Consider the following 19523-nt stretch of genomic DNA (forward strand, 5'->3'; position numbering starts at 1 on the left):
AGTGAAGAGCTGGAGCCGCAGCGAAAGCGAGTCTGAATAGGGCGCTTAAGTACGTAGACGTAGACCCGAAACCGTGTGATCTACCCCTGTCCAGGGTGAAGGTGCGGTAACACGCACTGGAGGCCCGAACCCACGAATGTTGAAAAATTCGGGGATGAGGTGGGGGTAGCGGAGAAATTCCAATCGAACTCGGAAATAGCTGGTTCTCCCCGAAATAGCTTTAGGGCTAGCCTCGGGAGGTTAAGTCGTGGAGGTAGAGCACTGATTGGGTGCGGGGCCCGCCAAGGGTTACCAAGTCCAGTCAAACTCCGAATGCCATGAACTTGGACCCCGGGAGTCAGACGGTGAGTGCTAAGATCCATCGTCAAGAGGGAAACAGCCCAGACCATCAGCTAAGGTCCCCAAGTGTGTGTTAAGTGGGAAAGGATGTGGAGTTGCCCAGACAACCAGGATGTTGGCTTAGAAGCAGCCACCATTGAAAGAGTGCGTAATAGCTCACTGGTCGAGTGACTCTGCGCCGAAAATGTAACGGGGCTAAACACGCCACCGAAGCTATGGCTACGACATCTAAAGATGTCTTGGGGTAGGGGAGCGTTGTGTGTACGTTGAAGGTGTACCGTAAGGAGCGCTGGAGAGCACACAAGTGAGAATGCCGGTATAAGTAACGAAAAGACAAGTGAGAATCTTGTCCGCCGAAAACCTAAGGGTTCCTGAGGAAGGCTCGTCCGCTCAGGGTAAGTCGGGACCTAAGGCGAGGCCGAAAGGCGTAGTCGAAGGACAACAGGTTGACATTCCTGTACCACCGTAAACCGCTACGAGCGATGGGGTGACGCAGAAGGGAAGAGACGCAGACGGATGGAAGAGTCTGTCCAAGCAGCAAGGCTGGTGTGTAGGCAAATCCGCACACTGTAAGGCTGAGCTGTGACGGGGAGGGAAAATTACAGTACCGAAGGTCTTGTACTCATGCTGCCAAGAAAAGCCTCTAGCCAGGTGAAGGTGCCCGTACCGCAAACCGACACAGGTAGGTAAGAAGAGAATTCTAAGGCGCGCGGAAGAACTCTCGTTAAGGAACTCGGCAAAATGACCCCGTAACTTCGGGAGAAGGGGTGCCTCGGTAGGGTGAATAGCCCGAGGGGGCCGCAGTGAAAAGGCCCAAGCGACTGTTTAGCAAAAACACAGGTCTGTGCGAAGCCGCAAGGCGAAGTATACGGGCTGACGCCTGCCCGGTGCTGGAAGGTTAAGGGGAGCGGTTAGCGCAAGCGAAGCTGTGAACCGAAGCCCCAGTAAACGGCGGCCGTAACTATAACGGTCCTAAGGTAGCGAAATTCCTTGTCAGGTAAATTCTGACCCGCACGAATGGCGTAACGACTTGGGCGCTGTCTCAACGAGAGATCCGGTGAAATTTTAATACCTGTGAAGATGCAGGTTACCCGCGACAAGACGGAAAGACCCCATGGAGCTTTACTGCAGCTTGATATTGGACTTGGGTACGATCTGTACAGGATAGGTGGGAGCCAGAGAGTCATGAGCGCCAGCTTGTGAGGAGGCGACGTTGGGATACCACCCTGATCGTATCTAGGTTCTAACCTCCTCCCGTGAATCCGGGAGAGGGACCGTGTCAGGCGGGCAGTTTGACTGGGGCGGTCGCCTCCTAAAGCGTAACGGAGGCGCCCCAAGGTTCCCTCAGAATGGTTGGAAATCATTCGCAGAGTGCAAAGGCAGAAGGGAGCTTGACTGCAAGACGTACAGGTCGAGCAGGGACGAAAGTCGGGCTTAGTGATCCGGTGGTACCGAATGGAAGGGCCATCGCTCAACGGATAAAAGCTACCCTGGGGATAACAGGCTTATCTCCCCCAAGAGTCCACATCGACGGGGAGGTTTGGCACCTCGATGTCGGCTCATCGCATCCTGGGGCTGAAGTAGGTCCCAAGGGTTGGGCTGTTCGCCCATTAAAGCGGTACGCGAGCTGGGTTCAGAACGTCGTGAGACAGTTCGGTCCCTATCTGTCGCGGGCGCAGGAAATTTGAGAGGAGCTGTCCTTAGTACGAGAGGACCGGGATGGACGTACCGCTGGTGTACCAGTTGTTCCGCCAGGAGCACCGCTGGGTAGCCAAGTACGGACGGGATAAGCGCTGAAAGCATCTAAGCGTGAAGCCCCCCTCAAGATGAGATTTCCCAATTAGTAAGACCCCTTGTAGACGACGAGGTAGATAGGTTCGGCGTGGAAGTGCTGTAAGGCATGCAGCGGACGAATACTAATCGGTCGAGGGCTTATTCATGACCCCACTAGGGGAGTTTAAAGGATGAACAAACGTAAGCTTCGATTCCAGTTTTCAAGGAATGAATTTCCTGAAAATACATGTTTTCAAGAAGTCGTTCACTTGATATAATAGGTAAGTCTTTTTTGAAAACTAAATATTCCCTGATAGCTCAGTTGGTAGAGCACTCGACTGTTAATCGAGTTGTCACAGGTTCGAGTCCTGTTCGGGGAGCCATGGAGAGGTGTCCGAGTTGGCCGAAGGAGCACGATTGGAAATCGTGTAGGCGTCACAAGCGTCTCGAGGGTTCGAATCCCTCTCTCTCCGCCATTAAGGCCCGTTGGTCAAGGGGTTAAGACACCTCCCTTTCACGGAGGTAACAGGGGTTCGAATCCCCTACGGGTCACCACATCATATGGAGGCTTAGCTCAGCTGGGAGAGCATCTGCCTTACAAGCAGAGGGTCGGCGGTTCGATCCCGTCAGCCTCCACCATATGAAACACACTATCGCGGGGTGGAGCAGCTCGGTAGCTCGTCGGGCTCATAACCCGAAGGCCGCAGGTTCAAATCCTGCCCCCGCAACCAACATGGAGCTGTGGTGTAGAGGCCTAACATGCCTGCCTGTCACGCAGGAGACCGCGGGTTCGAATCCCGTCAGCTCCGCCATTCATCTTCAAAGCACAGTAAGGCTCGGTAGCTCAGTCGGTAGAGCAGAGGACTGAAAATCCTCGTGTCGGCGGTTCGATTCCGTCCCGAGCCACCACTGAAGCGCCGTTGTAGCTCAACTGGTAGAGCAACTGACTTGTAATCAGTAGGTTGGGGGTTCAAGTCCTCTCGACGGCACCATTGTTTTTTGTTATACTATATGGAGGATTAGCGAAGTGGCCAAACGCAGCAGACTGTAAATCTGTTCTCTGACGAGTTCGGTGGTTCGAATCCATCATCCTCCACCATTTCATAGGGGCATAGTTTAAAGGTAGAACAAAGGTCTCCAAAACCTTTGGTGTGGGTTCGATTCCTGCTGCCCCTGCCAATTTTATAATAATGGCGGTCGTGGCGAAGTGGTTAACGCACCGGATTGTGGCTCCGGGATCCGCGGGTTCGATTCCCGTCGATCGCCCCATTTATGCTTCACCCTATAAATGTTGGGGATTAGCCAAGCGGTAAGGCAACGGACTTTGACTCCGTCATGCCAAGGTTCGAATCCTTGATCCCCAGCCATTTCATGCGGACGTGGCTCAGCGGTAGAGCATCGCCTTGCCAAGGCGAGGGTCGCGGGTTCGATTCCCGTCGTCCGCTCCATAGAATATGGTGGCGCCATAGCCAAGTGGTAAGGCAGAGCTCTGCAAAAGCTTTATCCCCAGTTCGAATCTGGGTGGTGCCTCCATTCTTTTATTTGCCGGGGTGGCGGAATCGGCAGACGCACAGGACTTAAAATCCTGCGGTGGGTGACCACCGTACGAGTTCAAGTCTCGTCCTCGGCACCAGGTTTTTGCCACGTGTGCCCTTAGCTCAGCTGGATAGAGCGTTTGACTACGAATCAAAAGGTCAGGAGTTCGAATCTCTTAGGGCACGCCATTTTATTTAGATAACTAGATATTCATTCATCAGGCCGGTGTGGCGGAATTGGCAGACGCGCGCGACTCAAAATCGTGAGGGAAACCGTGGGGGTTCGAGTCCCTTCACCGGCACCACCTACATAAGACTAGCATCAATCCTTTTGGGATTGGTGCTTTTTTCTTTTTGCTGACGGACAGGGCTTGTCTTGTAAAGGAATAGACATCCTGATCGGCTTTCCCGCGGGGCAAGAGGTATCAAGGGAAGGGAGAGATGCAACCTTTTGAGCGTTTCGGCGCATGCTAAGGGCCACAGGAAGAGAACGAACCCTCTCCAAGGAAGCAGCCGTTGGTGGATCCAGCCCGGTGAAGGTGTCTTTGAGGAAAAAGACTTCGTGGCAATGGGGAGCGGAAAGAGCCAGAATGGACTTACCCTTAGAAGGAAAAGTGGAGCCATAAGTAGAGGCTGCCGTTAATTACTCATGTAATCAACTTACTTTTGGTAAGGTTATTATTCCTCGTGGCTTACTTTTGACAAGTGGCTATGATAAAATAATGCTAAGGAGTTGATTACAGTGGAGCACGATCACAGATTATGTCCTAAATTTGAGGCGGCTTTCGAATTGTTGGGAAAACGGTGGACCGGCCTGATTATCCGGGTGCTACTGGATGGACCTAAACGGTTTAAAGATATATCGGAGCTTATTCCGGGAATGAGCGACCGTATGCTGTCGGAGCGTTTTAAGGAACTGGAGACGGCAGGTCTCATTACGCGGCGGGTGTACCCGGAGACGCCGGTGCGCATCGAATACGAATTAACCGATAAAGGCAAAGCTTTGAAGGCTTCGATGGACGAGCTGCAGAAATGGGCGGAGGCTTGGGGGAAGAAGCTGTGATTTATTTTATTATTGGCGGGGCCGGTGCGGCCGGAGCTCTGCTGCGGTATGCTATTGGGCTCCTGCTGCCTTGGGAACCGGACCGGTTCCCGGCCGCGACATTGACTGCCAATGTGATCGGCTGCTTTCTGCTCGCCGGGCTGTTGACGTATCTGCTCGATCATCCGTCGGTCCACCCTTATTGGAAAAGCGGCTTAGGGACCGGCTTTATCGGATCGTTTACGACCTTCTCGACCTTCAGCGTGGAGACCGTCCGCATGGCTCAGACACACCATGCCGGGATGGCCGCTGTCTATGTACTGGTTAGCATCTGGGCCGGACTGGGAGCTGCTGGACTTGGGCATGTGGCCGCAAAACGGGGAAGAGGCGACCGTGTGCTCTCCTAAGCTTGAGTAGCTTGTCCATTCGGGACGAGCGGAGCAGATTCACCAAGGATCTGGCAAATTGACTGAGCGGAAAAGATTCTTCAAGCCTGCCTATTCCGCTGGCTGGTAAGCTACTCTTTACCCTGTCTATTCGGCTAGCCGGTAAGATACTCTTTACTCTGTCTATTCGGCCGAGGGGATTTTAACCCTCAGTAAGAAGAAGGACTTCCCACGCTAAGGGCATAGAGTAAAAGGTGGGCAAATATGGAGGATGGTTCCCCTTCATCTGGGATCCCGTCTGAAAGTGTTTCGTAAAGGAAATCAGGAAAAAAGTAACCATGAGGAGGCTGGAGGCGGTGGGTATGCTGGGGAACTGCCTTCTGGTCGGTATAGGAGGCTTTGCGGGGGCGATCGGCCGTTATGCGGTAACCCGCTGGTTAGGACAAAAGGGCAGCGGGCGCGTTCCCCGGGGAACGCTGTTCGTTAATCTGACCGGATCTTTTCTGCTCGGTTGGCTTGTCGGATCCGGAGCGGGTCATGAGGCTCAACTGCTGATCGGAACCGGATTCATGGGAGCGTATACGACGTTCTCTACCTTTCACTATGAATCGCTGCAATTTGGTCTTCAAAGAGCTTGGGCTCCCCTTGTGATGTATCTGGGCATCAGCGCATCGCTTGGCATTCTCCTTGCCTATGCCGGGTTCTGGCTGGGCGGAACGGGTGCCGGCTGAATGAATGTGAGAGAATGGCTGGAGCCGGTTGTTTTATCCCTTAAGATCAATGGGTTGGCAAGCGTCCTTGTGCTTCTCCTTGGGGTGACGGCTGCGGCTGGAATGGCGGGAAAGCGGTTTCGGGGAAAAACCGTCCTGGAGACGGTCTTCCTACTTCCGCTTGTTCTCCCTCCCACGGTAGTAGGCTTTCTTCTGTTGATGATGCTTGGCCGAAAAAGTGCCGTCGGACGGGCGATTGAGTGGCTGTGGGACCAGCCCATTGTGTTTACCTGGGGAGCCGGGGTCATCGCCGCGGTGGTCGTGGCTTTTCCCCTTGTCTATATGACGGTCAAAAACGGATTCGAAGGAATTCCGGAAGAGCTCCGGGAAGCGGCCCGTTCGTCAGGGGCGACGGAAGGGCAGATCTTCCGGCATATCACACTGCCGCTTGCGGCCAAGAGTCTCTTGTCAGCGTATATTCTCGGGTTTGCGAGAGGATTAGGGGAGTTCGGGGCCACGGTCATGATAGCCGGAAATATTCCGGGCCGCACCCAAACGGTTCCCTCGGCCATTTACGTCGCAGTGGAATCGGGACATTGGACCCCCGCCTGGGTATGGTCGGGGGCAATGATTGTGATCTCTTTTGTCCTTTTGGCCGTAGTTTATAATAGAGGAGTTCAGGAGGAACGGAAATGACGACAATTGGTTTTGTAAGACATGGGGTGACGGATTGGAATGTGCAGGGGCGCGCCCAAGGCCAGCATGACGTCCCTCTCAACGAACTGGGGAGAGAACAGGCCCGGATGCTCGGAAAGCGTCTGGCCGCCGAAGGATGGGACCTCATCTTCTCGAGCGACCTGTCGCGCGCCCGTGAAACCGCGGATGCCATTGCGGAAGCGATGGGCCGGTCGGTGGACGGCTATGATGTCCGCCTGCGCGAGAAGACCCACGGCCGGCTGGATGGAACGGTGGAGGCTGAACGTGTCGAGAAATGGGGGCCGAATTGGCGGGAGCTCGACCACGACGAGGAAAGCGCGGAAAGCGTCCGGGAACGGAGCCTGGATTTTCTGAAGGAGATTACGGAAACGTATCCGGGCCGAAAAGTGCTGGTGGTCAGCCACGGGGCTTGGATCGGGATCACCCTCGAGACCTTGCTGCCCGGCCAGGAAATCGCGAAGCTGACGAATACTTCGGTTTGCGTCCTGGAAAAAGCGGAGGGGACCTGGACCTGTCTCCTGATGAACTGCATCAAGCATCTGGAAAACGTGGGATAGAGCTTCGGTTCTTCCCGGCGAACGGCAGCAAACCCAACGAGCGGAAGGAGCGGGTAAGATGGACCGGTTGAGGGGATGGCTGAAGGAGGGGTATGGCCGAAAACTGAAGCGCCTGCACGCCTGGAATGCCTGGACGGTGCTGCTGCTTGCCGTGAGTGGAATTCTGCTCAGCCTGGAGGCGATTCGCGGCCCGCTCGGGATCGTGCGCGTGTGGCTAAAGCAGGCCCATATCGTATTGGGCCTGCTTTCGGTTGTGCTGCTCGCGCTCTATGTGCCGCTGATCGCCAAGCACCTTCGCCAGCTGAAAGGCCGCTCTCCCCAGCAATGGAACCTGGGGATCGTGCTGCTCATGCTGGCCGGCTGGAGCGTGTCGGGCCTGCTGCTGTGGCAGCTGCGGCAGCTTCCGCCGGAGTGGAGCAGCGCGGCGCTGTTCACGCACGACCTGTTCACCTGGGTCGGCGTGCCCTACGCGCTGTACCACTCCGTCTCGCGCAGCCGCTGGCTAAAGCGCGAGGAGGCCCGCGAGCGCCAGGCGCAGGCCGCCGGGCGGCGCTCCCGGCTGCTGGAGGCCGCTGCCGCCTCAGGGAAGCCTGCGGCGGAGGCAGCGCTGCCCCGGCAGCCGTGGGAGAGCCACCGGCTCAGCCGCCGCACCTTCGTGCGGCTGACGGCCGCCGGCGTGCTTCTGGCGGCGCTCGGCCCGGCGTTCTACCGCTGGCTGAAGCGGGCGACGGATGACGGCGGGTCGGCTCTGGAGGCCTATGCAGGCGGGAGCGACGGCAACCGCATGCTTCCTCCTCCCGAGCCGCAGCCGGCGTCCGTGACCCCGGCAGGGGGAGGGGCGCAGGGCCACTTCCGCGAGTACACGGTCACGCGGATTCCGTCTTTTGCCTCGGACAACTGGGAGTTCACCATCAAGGGACTCGTCGACCACCCGCAGCGATACTCCTGGGAGGATTTTCTCAAGCTTCCGCGTACCGTTCAGGTCAGCGATTTTCACTGCGTGACCGGCTGGTCGGTCTACCAGGTCACCTGGGAAGGGATCGCCCTCTCCCAGCTGCTGGAGCTGGCCGGCGTGAAGCCGGAAGCCCGGTTCGTGAAGTTTTATTCGGGGGACGGCGTCTACACCGATGCGCTTTCGCTGGAGCAGGCGGCCATGGAGGACGTCATGGTGGCGGTGCTCATCGACGGGATGCCGATTCCGCAAACCCTCGGCGGTCCGGTACGTCTTGTGGTCCCGAAAATGTACGCCTACAAATCGGTCAAATGGCTTCAGGCCATCGAGCTTATCCCGAAGGAGCACATCGGGTATTGGGAAGCACGCGGGTATGACAACGACGCGTGGGTGAAGGGAAGAACCTGATAGACAAGAGACATGGGGCGAGACCCGGCTTGAGAACCGGCAACGGTGAAGGAAAGCGAGCAACAGCCTGTTCCCAGGCTGTTTTTTTGTTGGTCCACCTTTCATCCCGTTATGGCCGACAGCCGGTGCCTTGGCTTATACTAAAGAATAACCACGCTCTCCCAGAGGTAGAAAAAGGGAGATCCGGCCAAACGGCCTCTCCCCATGCAACAGTGTCCGGGCGGAAACTTTTCTTCATTCGAAGGGATCAAAGGAGGTCGTCAAGAAATGCCGCGACAGGGAATAATCGAATCGCTTCAGGTGGGCAAGCCCGCCGCGATGCGGTACGGCAGGCAGGAGCTGTACACGGGAATTAACAAAGAGGCGGTTCCCGGACCGCTTTTTCTGAATGAGCTTAACCTTGAAGGAGATGGCCAAGGAGATCTTAAGCATCACGGAGGCCCCGATAAGGCCGTTTGCGTGTATCCATATGAGCATTATGCCTACTGGGAGAAGGAGCTGAATCGTAAGCTGGAGTACGGGGCGTTCGGGGAAAATGTGACGGCCTCCGGCCTGACGGAATCGGACGTTTGCCTGGGCGATACCTACCGGCTCGGCCGCGCCCTGGTGCAGGTCAGCCAGCCCCGGCAGCCCTGCTTTAAGCTCGCCCGGAAGCATGACGTTCCGGATCTCGCCCAGCGCGTCCAGCTTACCGGGCTTACTGGGTATTACTTCCGTGTGCTTGAGAAGGGAGAGGTCTCCCCGGGCGACGCCATTATGCTGGTGGATCGGCATCCGCTTCAGGTGACGGTAGAGGCCGCCAACCGCATCGCTTATCACGAACCGGACAACCGGGAAGGGCTTCTCCAGCTGCTAGAGGTAAAGGAGCTCTCGAAGAGCTGGAGAGAGTGGCTTCGTCCCCGGTTGGAGGCCAGGGACCGGTAAAGGCTTACCCGGAACATGCGTATACGGTGCCGAAAAAAGGACACCGGCTGCTTAAGCAGCTTAGGTGTCCTTTGGTTCCTATCCGATTAAGCGGCACCGCGGTTAGCGAACGACACTCCCGCTGCGGAAGTCCCGGGGTGCCCTAGCTCCGAACCGCGGATCGAAGACGGGGAGCCCTATGCGCCCTTCTCCTCCTTCGGGCCAGACCCGTTGTCTGCCTCCAGGAGGCCCAGCTTCTTAGCGACCCACGGAGTGGTGCCGGCCTGGATAAGAAGGGTCAGAAGAATGGCCACAAACACGACGGCGGAGATCAGCTTCCCTTCGGCCAGTCCGGCCCCCGCCGCCATGCCGGCAAGAGCGGCGGCGATGACTCCGGTTTCCCGTGTCCAGAAGAAGAAGAGCACTTCGCTTCGGGACCAGCCGGCCCTGCGGTCCGGCAGGAGGCTTGCCAGGACGGTGACAGGCCGGGCAATGAGCATGAAGACCAAGACGACCAGAAGGGCCGGGAGCCCGTACTGCCGGAGGACGGAAAAGTCCACTTGGCTTCCGAGCAGGATGAAGATCAGCATCCGAAGCTTCAGCCCGACGGCATCCATGAATTGATGGGCGGCGTGTTCTTCCTTCGGAAGGATCGTAAGCTTCAGCGACCCGGCGTTTCCGATCATAAGACCGGCCACGAATACGGCCATGAACCCGCTTGCGTGTACTTTCTCGGCCAGCAGGTAAGCCCCAAGAACGGTAATGACCACGACCATCGGGGTGAATTCCCGGAGCAGCCCGCGGTCGTTCTCCGAAATCAGGAAGGCGGCAATGCCTCCGGTAATGACCCCGACCACCATTCCGCCGAGCGCGAGCAGAAGAAACTCGCCGATAACCGCTCCTCCGCTAATCGCGCCCTCCGCCGTCAGCAGGCCGAAAACGACTGTGGCCATAATCGCTCCGGTCGCATCGGTAAAGGCGGATTCCGAAATGACGGTCTGGGCCACCCGGCGGCGGATGGGAAACTTCTGAAAGATGGGAACCAGGGCGGCGGGATCCGTCGAAGCGAGAATGGAGCCCAGCAGCAGAGCCGTCAGGAAAGACACCCCGAAGACATAATAAGCCGCGGCAGCCGCGATAAGGGCGGTGATCAGCACTCCCGTCACGGAAAGCAGGCTGATGGTTCTCCACACCTGCTTAAGAACGCTGAATTCGGTAATCATCCCCCCGTGAAAAATAATAAAGCAGGCCCCGAACAGCAGGATAAGCTGATTCACCGTAGAAGAGGCGGGAATGTCGACCGCTCCCAGAAGCGAGGGACCGAGCACAATGCCCGTCAGGATAAACACGACGACATCCGGCAGCCTGAGCTTCCCGGCCAGCTTGCCTCCGAGCGTTCCCACCAGAAAGATCACAAGAAGATAAGTTAAATAATGCTGCGCGGCCACGACACTTTCCGAATGCATACAGAGGACCTCCAGAGGATGAATTCATGGATTCAAACTTGAAAAAGAGCCTGTCCGGCGACAGACTCCTTCCTACTCTTTCCCATTCCCATGCTATCCATTATAGGAAGCGCCTGCCGGGTGTGCAAGCCTGGCGGGCCGGCAATGGGATATATTTTGACGCGGGATTGTGTCATAATGGAAGCAGAGACAGTCCGCCCGGAAAGGGCGGCCGGCAGGGAGGGAACCCATGCAGAATCAACTGATCGACAAATTCGGCCGGATCCACGATTACCTGCGGATATCGGTCACGGATAAATGCAACCTGCGTTGCGTATACTGCATGCCCGAGGAAGGAATGGAGTTCGAGCCGGATGAGCACCTGCTCCGGTTCGAGGAAATTCGAGAGGTGGTCCGGGTGCTTGCCGGCTATGGGGTGCGCAAGCTGCGGCTGACCGGAGGGGAACCGCTTGTCCGCAAGGACCTTCCCCGGCTGGTAGGCATGCTCTCCTCTATTCCGGGCATTGAAGACATAGCCCTCACGACGAACGGAATCTTTTTTGCGGGAAAGGCGGAGGCCTTGAAAGAAGCGGGGCTGACCCGGGTCAACCTGAGCTTGGACTCGCTTAGAGCCGACCGCTTCTCCGCCATCACACGAGGCGGAGACATCAGGAAAGTGCTGGACAGCCTTGATGCCGCGGAACGGCTCGGGCTCGGTCCCATCAAGATCAATGTCGTGCTCATGAAAGGGATGAATGACGACGAAATCGGGGATTTCCTTCAGATGACCAGGGAACGGCCGGTTCAAGTGAGGTTCATCGAGTACATGCCGATCGGACACGACGATGAAGGCTGGAAGAAGCGGTATTTGCCGCTTAGCACGGTGCTCGATTACTGCCGGGAGGCGGGCTGGACGGCTGAGCCGACGGGTGAGGTCTACGGCAACGGCCCTTCGCGCAATTACCGGATTGAGGGCGGGCAGGGCGGGTTCGGCCTCATTCACCCCGTCAGCGACCACTTCTGCGAGGCCTGCAACCGCCTGCGCTTGACCGCTGACGGCAATATCAAGCCATGCCTGTACTGGTCCGACGAATTTAACGTAAGGCGGTACATCGGCGACGACCGCGCCTTGGCGGAGCTTTTCTTCCGGGCACTCGACGTTAAGCCGCAAAATCATGAAATGGCCCAGGCTCTGATCAATCAGACGCCTTCCCATACCCCGACGGTTCGCCGCATGTCGCAAATCGGGGGATAACGGAAAGGGTACACAGCTAAGAAAAGAGCGCCCCGAAGGCGCTCTTTTTGGTATGTAAGAAAGAATAAATAACGACAAGGATGGCGAAAAGCTCCTATGCTTGTCCGCTTGTCTAAAAGACGGAACCGCCGAACAGGAACCGGTACTCCCAATGGTTTTTGCCAATAGTCGTAATCTTCACGCCCCCCGACTCCTTCGAGTAGGTTTGGAGGATCTTGCCGTTGCCGAGGTACAGGCCGACGTGGGTAATGCCTTGACTGGATTTGTTGACTCCGGAATAGGCGGAGGCGCCGGTTCCCTTGTAGCTCATGAAGAACATGAGATCCCCCCGCTTCAGCTTGGTCCAGTCGGTCGTGGTCTTGCCGACCGCCTTAACGAAGCTTCCTTGGCCGCTCGCTCCGTAAGGCAGCTTGATCCCCGTCTGCTTCAGGTAAATCCAGCGCACGAAGTCGGAGCAGTCGAACGTGGTGTCCGTGCTTCGGTCCGAGCCCCACTGGTACGGCGTACCAAGGTACTTCATGCCGTAGGCGATGACCTTCTCTATAGTAGCCTCGCGGGCCGTACCGGCTGAGGTGGAACCCGTCGAAGAAGAAGCGGAGGAGAGCGTCAAGTATTTGGACGAGGTGGAAACATACCCGATCTGTCCTTTGCTGTCCTTTACGCGGTACCAGGCAGAATTGGTCTTCTCCAGGATAGTCAGCGATTCCCCGATAGGGAGCATGCGAATAATGTTGCTGCTGAGAGCAGGCTGTGTCCGGAAGTTAACCCCATAGACGACTTTGGCCGTTTGCACGGTGGAAGAGGCCGCAGAGGCGGAAGGGGGAGCCAGGCTCAGAAACAGGGCGGCGGAAAGCAGGACGGCAGGAATGGTCTTCTTCATGCTAATCGATAATCCCTCCAGTTTCATGTTTATCCATGGAATGTCCAGTAAAGCGTTTACCTTACCAGCAGATAAGCCCAGAATACCATAGCGGCCGGGAGGTTTTTTAGTAGTAAATGTTACCAATAGGAGGCAAGAAAGAGGGGACCGGCCACAAAAAAAGAAGCGGGCTCGGGTACCCGCTTCTGAAAAATCTATCGTTTTATGGGAGAGAAGATTCTAGCATGCCGGTTATCGCAGGAGGAAGGAAACCTTCCAGCTAGATAAAATCAGTGGTTCATGTCCATCGCTTTGGTTAGGGTAACGGACCGGTCGCTGTTGTTCCACTGCACATCCCAACCGAGAAGCTCGGCGATAAAGCGGACCGGCACCGACGTTCTGCCTCCGTGAAGCATGACCGGAGAGCCGATTTCTTTACGCATGCCGTTCACTTCCATGTAGTTCTTGCCAATCCAGAACGTGAGCGTATCGCTGCCTGCTTTGATCCAGGCCGTCTGGGTGTTGTTATCCCAAGTGACCTCAGCGCCCAGGCCTTCCGCCAGGTATCGGATCGGAATGAACGTGGACTCGTGATAAAGGAAAGGCGTCGTGTCCATGTACGTAACGGCGTTATTGATTCTAAACTCTCCGCTGTTGAGCTTCATCCAAACGGTCGTTTTCGCCATATCCGCCGGACCGTGGAATTTGTCGGGGAATTGGCCGACGATTCCGGCGGAAAGGGCGTCGCCTGTCAGGAACATATGGGCATAGGCGGTGCGAATATCTCCGTAAGCTGCGTCATAGTTCTTGTTCACGTAAGTGTCGAATGCCATAAGGAGATGGTTGATGTGCATTTTCAGGCCGTCGGCAATGGCGTCGGCTTTGAAATAAGCCGGGTTGGCCTTGGCGAAGAAGTCGGCCTGCTCGAAGCGGTATTTCTCCAGGTTGGCGACCGCCGCTTGACGTCCCTTCTCATCCTTGACAGCCGTTGCTTTAACATAATCCACGAAATAGCCGATGTGGGAGGACCAGATGGTCTTGAACGCTTCTCCGGCTTCTTTGCCGTAAACGGAAGCGACGGCAGCGGTCAGATCGTCGGTGTTCTCACCTAAGGCGCCTGCTGCATTCGGGAAGTCAGCCGCTCCGCTGATGCCCTTCTGCATGGCCAGAATCGCCAGGTTAGCATGCTCCCCGAGGAGACGTCCCAGAGCGGAACGCAGATCGGAGGCCGGATTGGCTTGGCCCATGGACGGGAACTTATCCGGGAATTGAGCGGCGATTCCCCCGGCCAGCGCATCGGCCGTTAGGAACATATGGGCGTATGCCGTGCGCAGATCCTTGTAGGTATTGGCGTAGTCTTTGTTCACGTAGCTGTCAAACGCCATCAGCAGATGGTTGATGTGCATTTTCAGGCCGTCGGCGATGGCGTCGGCTTTAAAGTATGCCGGGTTGGCCTTGGCAAAAAAGTCGGCCTGTTCGAAACGGTACTTCTCCAGGTTGGCGACCGCCGCTTGACGTCCCTTCTCATCCTTGGCAGCCGTTGCTTTGACATAATCCACGAAATAGCCGATGTGCGAGGACCAGATCGCTTTGAACGCGTCCCCCGCCTCCTTGCCGTAAACGGAAGCGACGGCGGCGGTCAAATCGTCCGTGTTCTTGTTCAGGGCACCGGCGGCGCTGTTGAAGTCGGGAGCCCCGTCATACCCCTTCTGCATGGCTGCAATAGCGAGGAAGGCATGCTCGCCTAGCAGCTGACCCAGGGCCGCTCTAAGGTCAGCAGCCGGTCCCGTTGTGGCGGGCGTGTGGGCGCTTGCGGCTGCCGGGAGAAGGATGGAGAAGCACAGCAACAGAAGAGCGAGCTTGGATTTCAATAATCTCATGGTTTTGTCACTCCTTAGGAATAGTAAAGTTTAGGTCGCCTGCGCAAGCGGTTCTATTCCCTGTAACGGCGGGAAGGCCATGTTGGATCACTTTGCTTAAATAATTTTTTTCTACTATTCTATAAGAGGTGTGAATCTTCAGAAGAAAAGGAATCCAAGATGGGCGCGGATCCGAATACTTTACATAGAGGGAATGGGGAAAGGGGCGTTTGAACTTGAACGTACCGAACGATGACAAGCACTTGATGCATCTCGTGGCCAAACGGGATGCCGCGGCCCTCGAGGTTCTGTATGACCGTTATGAACGGCTGATTTATTCCTTTGCCTTCCGGATGGTTCGGGATGCCATGGCGGCAGAGGAAGTCGTTCAGGAATTGTTTATGAAGCTGTGGAATCACGCGGAGCGCTTCGATGCTTCGAGCGGGAGGCTGTCCACCTGGCTGTGTGCCATTACAAGAAATATAGCGATTGATCTGCTTCGCAAAAAACAGTCCCGCATTCCATTTCAGCCGGCGGAGCCGGAGAAGTGGGCGATTATTCCCGATCCTACCAGGGCTACGGAGGAGCAGGTGGAATGGAAGCTGATCGGGGAACAGGTCCGCGGGGCATTAAACGAATTGAACCATGACCAGAGACAGGTGGTGGAGCTGATTTATTTCCAGGGCTATACCCAGCAGGAGGTCGCCGACCAAACCTCGCTGCCGCTAGGGACGGTCAAAAGCCGGGTGAGGCTCGCGATGAAGCATCTACAGCAGCGGCTTTCCAGCCTGGAAGTTAGGGGGAGTGTACATGAGTGATCACAAGGAAACCTTGTGCGATTGGGCGGAGCTCTATGTGTTGGATGCACTCTCCGCCGAAGAAAGAGAGCCCTACGAGAAGCATCTGGCCATCTGCGCCACATGCCGAAGCCGGGTGGAGGAATTCGCCCGGATTACGGAGGTGCTTCCGCTGACCTCGGAAGCTGTTGAGCCTCCCTCCGGCATGAAGGAGCGCATTTTGTCGCGCGTCCTTGGAAGTGATGCGGGATTGCAAAACCGTCAAGACGGGGGAGAAAGCGGGCAGGGGCTCCAGCCCGGACCGGCAGAGACCGAAGTGCGTGCCGGCGGGCCGGCCGGAAGCGGAAGCGGAAGCGGAAGCGGAGCCGATGCCGCACCGGGAGCGGAGCGGTCAAGCCGGGAGAGCGGAGCGGTCCCTGCGTCTGCCGCCGCGGAGCGGGAACGCGTGATGGCGAGGCAGAGGGCGGAGGCGCAGGCCCGGGCCGAAGCGCGGAGCCGGGGAGCCGCGGAGGCGGTCACGGCTGAAGGGCCGGCCGGCGACGCCCAGCGGGCGAAGGAGGCGGCCCTGGCGAAGCAGCGGGCGGAGTCGCAGCGGCGCGCGGAGGAGCGGGCGCGGCTGGCGCCGCCGAAGCCTCCGGCTTCGCGCCGCCGCGAAGGCGAGCCGGGCCACGGCTGGCGCTGGGTGTCCGCCGGGCTCGCCGCCGCCCTCGTGGGGCTCGGCGTGTACACGGCCGGGCTCCGCGGCGACGTCGAGCGGCTGAGCGGGCAGCTCGCCTCCGAGAACGGCCCGGTGCAGGGCCTTAAAGTCAATGAGGCGGTGACGCTGAACCCGGCGGCGAAGGACATCGTCGCCCAAGGACTCGCCACCATCGTCATTGACGACAAAGGCACGCACCTGGTCGTGCAGGCGGAGAAGCTGCCCGAGCTGAAGGGCAGCGAGGCGTTCCAGGTTTGGCTCATCAAAGGCGATGATAAGTACAGCGCGGGCACCTTCCTGCCGTATGACGGCAAGGGGGCCATGTATTACACCTTCGAGCCGAAGGGCTACGACACGGTGGCCATCACGCTGGAGCCGGACGCCGTAGGGGATCAGCCGCGCGGTAAGCTCGTGCTGGCGGCTCCCCTTAAGGCGGGAGGGTAGGTCAACCGCCGCAAAGGCCGCAAGCCAAATTCCATCGAGAAAGGAACGAAGGATATGAACGGAATCCAGCCCATGAGGCGGGAGGATTACGAGAGAAGCATTCGCTTGTCCGAGTTTGCCTTTCAATACGAGTTCACCGAGGAAGAAAGGGCGGCCCGGATGGCCAAAATCAAGCCGGAGGAGCATTACGGCTACTATATAGACGGGACGCTGGCGGCCAAGCTGATGCTCATGCCCATGCAGGTATGGCTTCACGGGCGGAAGTTCGATATGGGCGGAATCGCCGGTGTCGCGACCTGGCCCGAATACCGCCGGCGCGGCATGGTTGGGCAGCTGCTGCAGCATGCCCTGGAGGTGATGAAGGAGGAGGGCCGGACGCTTTCCTTCCTCCATCCGTTCTCCTTCGGGTTTTACCGCCGCTACGGCTGGGAAACCTATGTGGACTACCGCAAGTACGAGCTAACGGCGGAGAATCTCCCCCGCTATCCCGTGCAGGAAGGCCGAGTTGAGGCCACGGCCGATTGGGAGCTTCTGAACGGCTTGTACGAGGCTTATGCCAGCCGGTATAACGGCACGTTGGTGCGAACGGAGGAGTGGTGGCAGGACCGCATTTTCCGCTTCAAAAAAGGCCGTTCGGTCGTTTGCCGCAATCCGTCGGGAGAGCCCGAAGGGTATATGATCTACCAGGTCAAGAACAAGGAAATGCAAATTCACGAATTCGTTTATTTGACCGAGCAGGCCCGCCGAAGTCTGTGGAAATTTACGTCGGATCATGATTCGATGGCCGAGCTGTTTAAGATGACCGCACCCGGGGACGATGCGCTGCCTTTCCTGCTCGAAGACCCGCGGATCAAACAGGAAACGGTCCCTTATTTCATGGCCCGCATCGTGGATGCGGCCCTTTTCCTGGAGCAGTATCCCTTCACGGCGGGAGAAGGTAAGAGGGAGTTCGTCCTTCATCTCGAGGATTTGCAGGCCGGGTGGAACCGGGGCTCCTACCGCGTGGCCGTGGATGAAGAGGGCCGGGCGAGCGTTCAGCGTATCGAAAGCTCTCCGACGGACGACCATCACCGGGAAGGGACGGAAGCGGCTCCGGCAGGTCTGGCCTGTGATATCCAGACGCTGGCCGCCGTGCTGATCGGCTATAAGAGACCGGGCTTTCTTCAGAGAACCGGCCGGCTTCAAGGAGACGATCAAGCGGTAAACCTGCTGGAATCCCTTGTTCCAGCCAGGCAGACTTACCTGCTGGATTTCTTCTAATGCCGGCTGCTGCCCGTTTGGGCAGAATCGATTACGACCTGACAAGGAGGGAGCGGTATGGCGCGCGAGCCCAAGTCCGTGCCGTTCGGCTATGAGCCGGAGCCGGAGGGGAAGAAGGGAACGCTGTTCGTCTTCGGGACCTTTGAAGAATATGACGAGGAACAGCTCGAGGCGATGATCCGCTTGTGCGAAGAACGCGGGTTCACCAAGCTTGTGCTGTACCCTCAGACCGAGGAGACGCTGCGTCGGATGGGGATCGAGAGCACGGTTCCCTATTCGAAGCGGATTAAAGTGGTGGAGGAAGTGATCCACGGGAAGCAGTACCCGCTTTCCGTCACCGTGGATAGGTGGGAGGGGAAAAGGAAGAAGTATACCCCGGTCGAGACCTCGCTGGGGTTTCTAATGGAGAAATACAAAGGTCCCTATTTTGTCTTCCTCCCTGGCGTCTATGCCAACAAGGTGGCGGGTTACTCTTCCTTTGAGGAATGGATCCGCAAGGCAAGGCTCCTGATAGAGCGTAACGGGGAGCCTCTGCATCCCCGGCTGGAGCAGTACCGGTCCCGGTGGGAGGAATGGAACGGGAGGGAAGCGCATTGATTAGAAATGAGAAGATCAAAGCCCCCGAGGTTGACCTGACGGGTCTGAACGGCGAAAAGCTCGGGATTGTGCCGACGAGCGAAGCCCTGGAGATGGCCAGAAAAGGCAAAGCCGATCTGGTGTGCCTCACGCTGGCCGCAAGCCCGCCTCCCTGCAAGCTTACCGCCCGGGGCGAAGCCAAAAATCAGGCGAAGAAAAGCTCTCAGGTGAAGGAGCTTCGTCTGACCGCCGCGATTGAGGAGCATGACTACGAGACGAAGCGGCGCCAAGCGGAGAAGCTGCTCCAGGGCGGAGACGCCGTCCAGCTGACCATAAGGCTGAAGGGAAAGGAAGGGCCCCAAGCCAAGGAATTGCTCGAAAGGCTCGCCCGCGATTTGGCCGGAAGCGGCGCCAAAGAAACGGGAATCCAGCTGAGCGGCAAGCAAGCGGCGGTCCGGCTTATGCCGCTGTAGGGCAGCGCCGGGGGAATTCCGATCCGTAACCGGCGGAACCTAGAAGGGAGTGACCAGATGACATACGATGAGAGGTTCATGGAAATGGCGGTCCGCCTTGCCACGGACAATGTAACGAGCAGCCATGGCGGTCCGTTCGGCTGTGTGATCGTGAGAGACGGGCAGGTCATAGGAACGGGAGTCAACGAAGTAACCGCTCATTACGACCCGAGCGCCCATGCCGAGGTTCAGGCCATTCGGGCGGCCTGCAGCCGCCTCCAAAGCTTTCAGCTGACCGGCTGCGAGGTGTATGCGAGCTGCGAGCCTTGTCCGATGTGCTTCGGTGCTCTTTATTGGGCGCGTCCGGCCGCCATTTACTTCGGCAGCACGAAGGAGGATGCCGCTTCCATAGGCTTTGACGATGCCTTCATCTACGAGGAGCTGGATCGGCCTATGGAGAAAAGGTCGATTCCCATGATCCGGAAGGTAACGGCGGCGACCGGTGAGCCTTTCCAGGCTTGGACCCGCTCCGCCGCGAAGAAGGAGTATTGAAGAAG

At 57.6% G+C, this 19523-nt stretch carries 17 protein-coding genes, 17 tRNA genes and 1 rRNA gene (1 of these 35 only partly in view); 32 read left to right on the forward strand and 3 right to left on the reverse strand.

Annotation, left to right across the window (positions count from 1 at the left end; all coding sequences use genetic code 11):
- From MJA45_RS05250 to MJA45_RS05370, 25 genes are all read left to right on the forward strand, one after another.
- A 23S ribosomal RNA gene (locus MJA45_RS05250) occupies positions 1-2279 on the forward strand; it begins 655 nt to the left of the window's first position.
- Positions 2280-2419: 140 nt separating this feature from the next.
- Positions 2420-2495: transfer RNA gene (locus tag MJA45_RS05255), tRNA-Asn, on the forward strand.
- A 1-nt stretch (position 2496) separates the two neighbouring features.
- Positions 2497-2588: transfer RNA gene (locus tag MJA45_RS05260), tRNA-Ser, on the forward strand.
- Positions 2589-2592: 4 nt separating this feature from the next.
- Positions 2593-2667 (forward strand) — tRNA-Glu (locus tag MJA45_RS05265).
- Between the two features lie 8 nt (positions 2668-2675).
- Positions 2676-2751, forward strand: a tRNA-Val gene (locus MJA45_RS05270).
- A gap of 15 nt (positions 2752-2766) precedes the next feature.
- Positions 2767-2843, forward strand: a tRNA-Met gene (locus MJA45_RS05275).
- A 4-nt stretch (positions 2844-2847) separates the two neighbouring features.
- Positions 2848-2924 (forward strand) — tRNA-Asp (locus MJA45_RS05280).
- A gap of 21 nt (positions 2925-2945) precedes the next feature.
- Positions 2946-3021: transfer RNA gene (locus MJA45_RS05285), tRNA-Phe, on the forward strand.
- A 7-nt stretch (positions 3022-3028) separates the two neighbouring features.
- A tRNA-Thr gene (locus MJA45_RS05290) sits at positions 3029-3104 on the forward strand.
- 21 nt (positions 3105-3125) lie between these two features.
- Positions 3126-3211: transfer RNA gene (locus MJA45_RS05295), tRNA-Tyr, on the forward strand.
- A 6-nt stretch (positions 3212-3217) separates the two neighbouring features.
- Positions 3218-3291 (forward strand) — tRNA-Trp (locus tag MJA45_RS05300).
- 14 nt (positions 3292-3305) lie between these two features.
- Positions 3306-3381 (forward strand) — tRNA-His (locus MJA45_RS05305).
- A 23-nt stretch (positions 3382-3404) separates the two neighbouring features.
- A tRNA-Gln gene (locus MJA45_RS05310) sits at positions 3405-3479 on the forward strand.
- A gap of 6 nt (positions 3480-3485) precedes the next feature.
- Positions 3486-3560, forward strand: a tRNA-Gly gene (locus MJA45_RS05315).
- A gap of 11 nt (positions 3561-3571) precedes the next feature.
- A tRNA-Cys gene (locus MJA45_RS05320) sits at positions 3572-3645 on the forward strand.
- An 11-nt stretch (positions 3646-3656) separates the two neighbouring features.
- A tRNA-Leu gene (locus MJA45_RS05325) sits at positions 3657-3745 on the forward strand.
- Between the two features lie 14 nt (positions 3746-3759).
- A tRNA-Arg gene (locus MJA45_RS05330) sits at positions 3760-3836 on the forward strand.
- 33 nt (positions 3837-3869) lie between these two features.
- Positions 3870-3952, forward strand: a tRNA-Leu gene (locus tag MJA45_RS05335).
- Between the two features lie 485 nt (positions 3953-4437).
- On the forward strand, positions 4438-4710 hold the full coding sequence (locus MJA45_RS05340; protein ID WP_315606237.1) for a winged helix-turn-helix transcriptional regulator: 273 nt from the start codon (positions 4438-4440) through the stop codon (positions 4708-4710).
- Positions 4707-5096 (forward strand): fluoride efflux transporter CrcB, encoded by a 390-nt coding sequence (crcB, locus tag MJA45_RS05345; RefSeq protein WP_315606238.1) that lies wholly within the window; start codon positions 4707-4709, stop codon positions 5094-5096. Before MJA45_RS05340 ends, crcB begins: the two co-directional genes overlap by 4 nt.
- Positions 5097-5413: 317 nt before the next feature.
- Entirely contained in the window at positions 5414-5806 is a 393-nt protein-coding gene (locus MJA45_RS05350; protein ID WP_315606239.1) for a fluoride efflux transporter FluC, read from the forward strand.
- Complete coding sequence (gene modB, locus MJA45_RS05355) at positions 5807-6481, forward strand: molybdate ABC transporter permease subunit (RefSeq protein ID WP_315606240.1); 675 nt, start codon at positions 5807-5809, stop codon at positions 6479-6481.
- Positions 6478-7059: a histidine phosphatase family protein gene (locus tag MJA45_RS05360; protein WP_315606241.1), complete on the forward strand. Its 582-nt coding sequence runs from the start codon at positions 6478-6480 to the stop codon at positions 7057-7059. The genes modB and MJA45_RS05360 overlap by 4 nt, the downstream gene beginning before the upstream one ends.
- 58 nt (positions 7060-7117) lie before the next feature.
- A complete protein-coding gene (locus MJA45_RS05365; RefSeq protein ID WP_315606242.1) occupies positions 7118-8419 on the forward strand; it encodes a molybdopterin-dependent oxidoreductase in 1302 nt (433 codons plus the stop codon).
- A gap of 267 nt (positions 8420-8686) precedes the next feature.
- Entirely contained in the window at positions 8687-9343 is a 657-nt protein-coding gene (locus MJA45_RS05370) for an MOSC domain-containing protein (protein ID WP_315606243.1), read from the forward strand.
- 176 nt (positions 9344-9519) lie between these two features.
- Here the strand turns inward: MJA45_RS05370 and MJA45_RS05375 are convergent, their stop codons facing one another.
- Positions 9520-10788: a cation:proton antiporter gene (locus tag MJA45_RS05375; protein WP_315606244.1), complete on the reverse strand. Its 1269-nt coding sequence runs from the start codon at positions 10786-10788 to the stop codon at positions 9520-9522.
- Between the two features lie 229 nt (positions 10789-11017).
- On the opposite strand from MJA45_RS05375, the gene moaA reads away from it, so the two are divergent.
- Complete coding sequence (moaA, locus tag MJA45_RS05380; protein ID WP_315606245.1) at positions 11018-12022, forward strand: GTP 3',8-cyclase MoaA; 1005 nt, start codon at positions 11018-11020, stop codon at positions 12020-12022.
- Between the two features lie 112 nt (positions 12023-12134).
- Here the strand turns inward: moaA and MJA45_RS05385 are convergent, their stop codons facing one another.
- Positions 12135-12929, reverse strand: coding sequence for a C40 family peptidase (locus tag MJA45_RS05385; RefSeq protein WP_315606246.1), 795 nt, complete (start codon positions 12927-12929; stop codon positions 12135-12137).
- A gap of 242 nt (positions 12930-13171) precedes the next feature.
- On the reverse strand, positions 13172-14761 hold the full coding sequence (locus MJA45_RS05390; protein WP_315606247.1) for a copper amine oxidase N-terminal domain-containing protein: 1590 nt from the start codon (positions 14759-14761) through the stop codon (positions 13172-13174).
- Positions 14762-14976: 215 nt separating this feature from the next.
- On the opposite strand from MJA45_RS05390, the gene MJA45_RS05395 reads away from it, so the two are divergent.
- The 6 genes from MJA45_RS05395 to MJA45_RS05420 are packed head-to-tail and all read left to right on the forward strand — an operon-like array spanning position 14977 to position 19518.
- Positions 14977-15558, forward strand: coding sequence for an RNA polymerase sigma factor (locus MJA45_RS05395; RefSeq protein WP_315606248.1), 582 nt, complete (start codon positions 14977-14979; stop codon positions 15556-15558).
- Positions 15551-16678 (forward strand): anti-sigma factor domain-containing protein, encoded by a 1128-nt coding sequence (locus MJA45_RS05400; RefSeq protein ID WP_315606249.1) that lies wholly within the window; start codon positions 15551-15553, stop codon positions 16676-16678. Before MJA45_RS05395 ends, MJA45_RS05400 begins: the two co-directional genes overlap by 8 nt.
- A 54-nt stretch (positions 16679-16732) precedes the next feature.
- Entirely contained in the window at positions 16733-17938 is a 1206-nt protein-coding gene (locus MJA45_RS05405; protein ID WP_315606250.1) for a GNAT family N-acetyltransferase, read from the forward strand.
- Positions 17939-17995: 57 nt separating this feature from the next.
- Complete coding sequence (locus tag MJA45_RS05410; RefSeq protein WP_315606251.1) at positions 17996-18535, forward strand: hypothetical protein; 540 nt, start codon at positions 17996-17998, stop codon at positions 18533-18535.
- The gene (gene infC / locus MJA45_RS05415) at positions 18532-18987 is read left to right on the forward strand and encodes a translation initiation factor IF-3 (RefSeq protein WP_315606252.1); all 456 of its coding nucleotides are present in this window, start codon (positions 18532-18534) and stop codon (positions 18985-18987) included. The genes MJA45_RS05410 and infC overlap by 4 nt, the downstream gene beginning before the upstream one ends.
- A 57-nt stretch (positions 18988-19044) precedes the next feature.
- Complete coding sequence (locus MJA45_RS05420) at positions 19045-19518, forward strand: nucleoside deaminase (protein WP_315606253.1); 474 nt, start codon at positions 19045-19047, stop codon at positions 19516-19518.
- The last annotated feature ends 5 nt before the right edge of the window (positions 19519-19523 follow it).

This window comes from Paenibacillus aurantius (assembly GCF_032268605.1).
Taxonomy (GTDB): Bacteria; Bacillota; Bacilli; order Paenibacillales; family NBRC-103111; genus Paenibacillus_AO; species Paenibacillus_AO aurantius.

Bases quoted from the DNA above. Each gene is read 5' to 3' on its own strand.
- moaA (WP_315606245.1), top strand. From the start codon at position 11,018: ATGCAGAATCAACTGATCGACAAATTCGGCCGGATCCACGATTACCTG.
- MJA45_RS05365 (WP_315606242.1), top strand. From the start codon at position 7,118: ATGGACCGGTTGAGGGGATGGCTGAAGGAGGGGTATGGCCGAAAACTG.
- MJA45_RS05385 (WP_315606246.1), bottom strand. From the start codon at position 12,929: ATGAAACTGGAGGGATTATCGATTAGCATGAAGAAGACCATTCCTGCC.
- MJA45_RS05360 (WP_315606241.1), top strand. From the start codon at position 6,478: ATGACGACAATTGGTTTTGTAAGACATGGGGTGACGGATTGGAATGTG.
- MJA45_RS05375 (WP_315606244.1), bottom strand. From the start codon at position 10,788: ATGCATTCGGAAAGTGTCGTGGCCGCGCAGCATTATTTAACTTATCTT.
- modB (WP_315606240.1), top strand. From the start codon at position 5,807: ATGAATGTGAGAGAATGGCTGGAGCCGGTTGTTTTATCCCTTAAGATC.
- MJA45_RS05420 (WP_315606253.1), top strand. From the start codon at position 19,045: ATGACATACGATGAGAGGTTCATGGAAATGGCGGTCCGCCTTGCCACG.
- MJA45_RS05400 (WP_315606249.1), top strand. From the start codon at position 15,551: ATGAGTGATCACAAGGAAACCTTGTGCGATTGGGCGGAGCTCTATGTG.
- MJA45_RS05390 (WP_315606247.1), bottom strand. From the start codon at position 14,761: ATGAGATTATTGAAATCCAAGCTCGCTCTTCTGTTGCTGTGCTTCTCC.
- MJA45_RS05405 (WP_315606250.1), top strand. From the start codon at position 16,733: ATGAACGGAATCCAGCCCATGAGGCGGGAGGATTACGAGAGAAGCATT.
- MJA45_RS05410 (WP_315606251.1), top strand. From the start codon at position 17,996: ATGGCGCGCGAGCCCAAGTCCGTGCCGTTCGGCTATGAGCCGGAGCCG.
- MJA45_RS05350 (WP_315606239.1), top strand. From the start codon at position 5,414: ATGAGGAGGCTGGAGGCGGTGGGTATGCTGGGGAACTGCCTTCTGGTC.
- MJA45_RS05370 (WP_315606243.1), top strand. From the start codon at position 8,687: ATGCCGCGACAGGGAATAATCGAATCGCTTCAGGTGGGCAAGCCCGCC.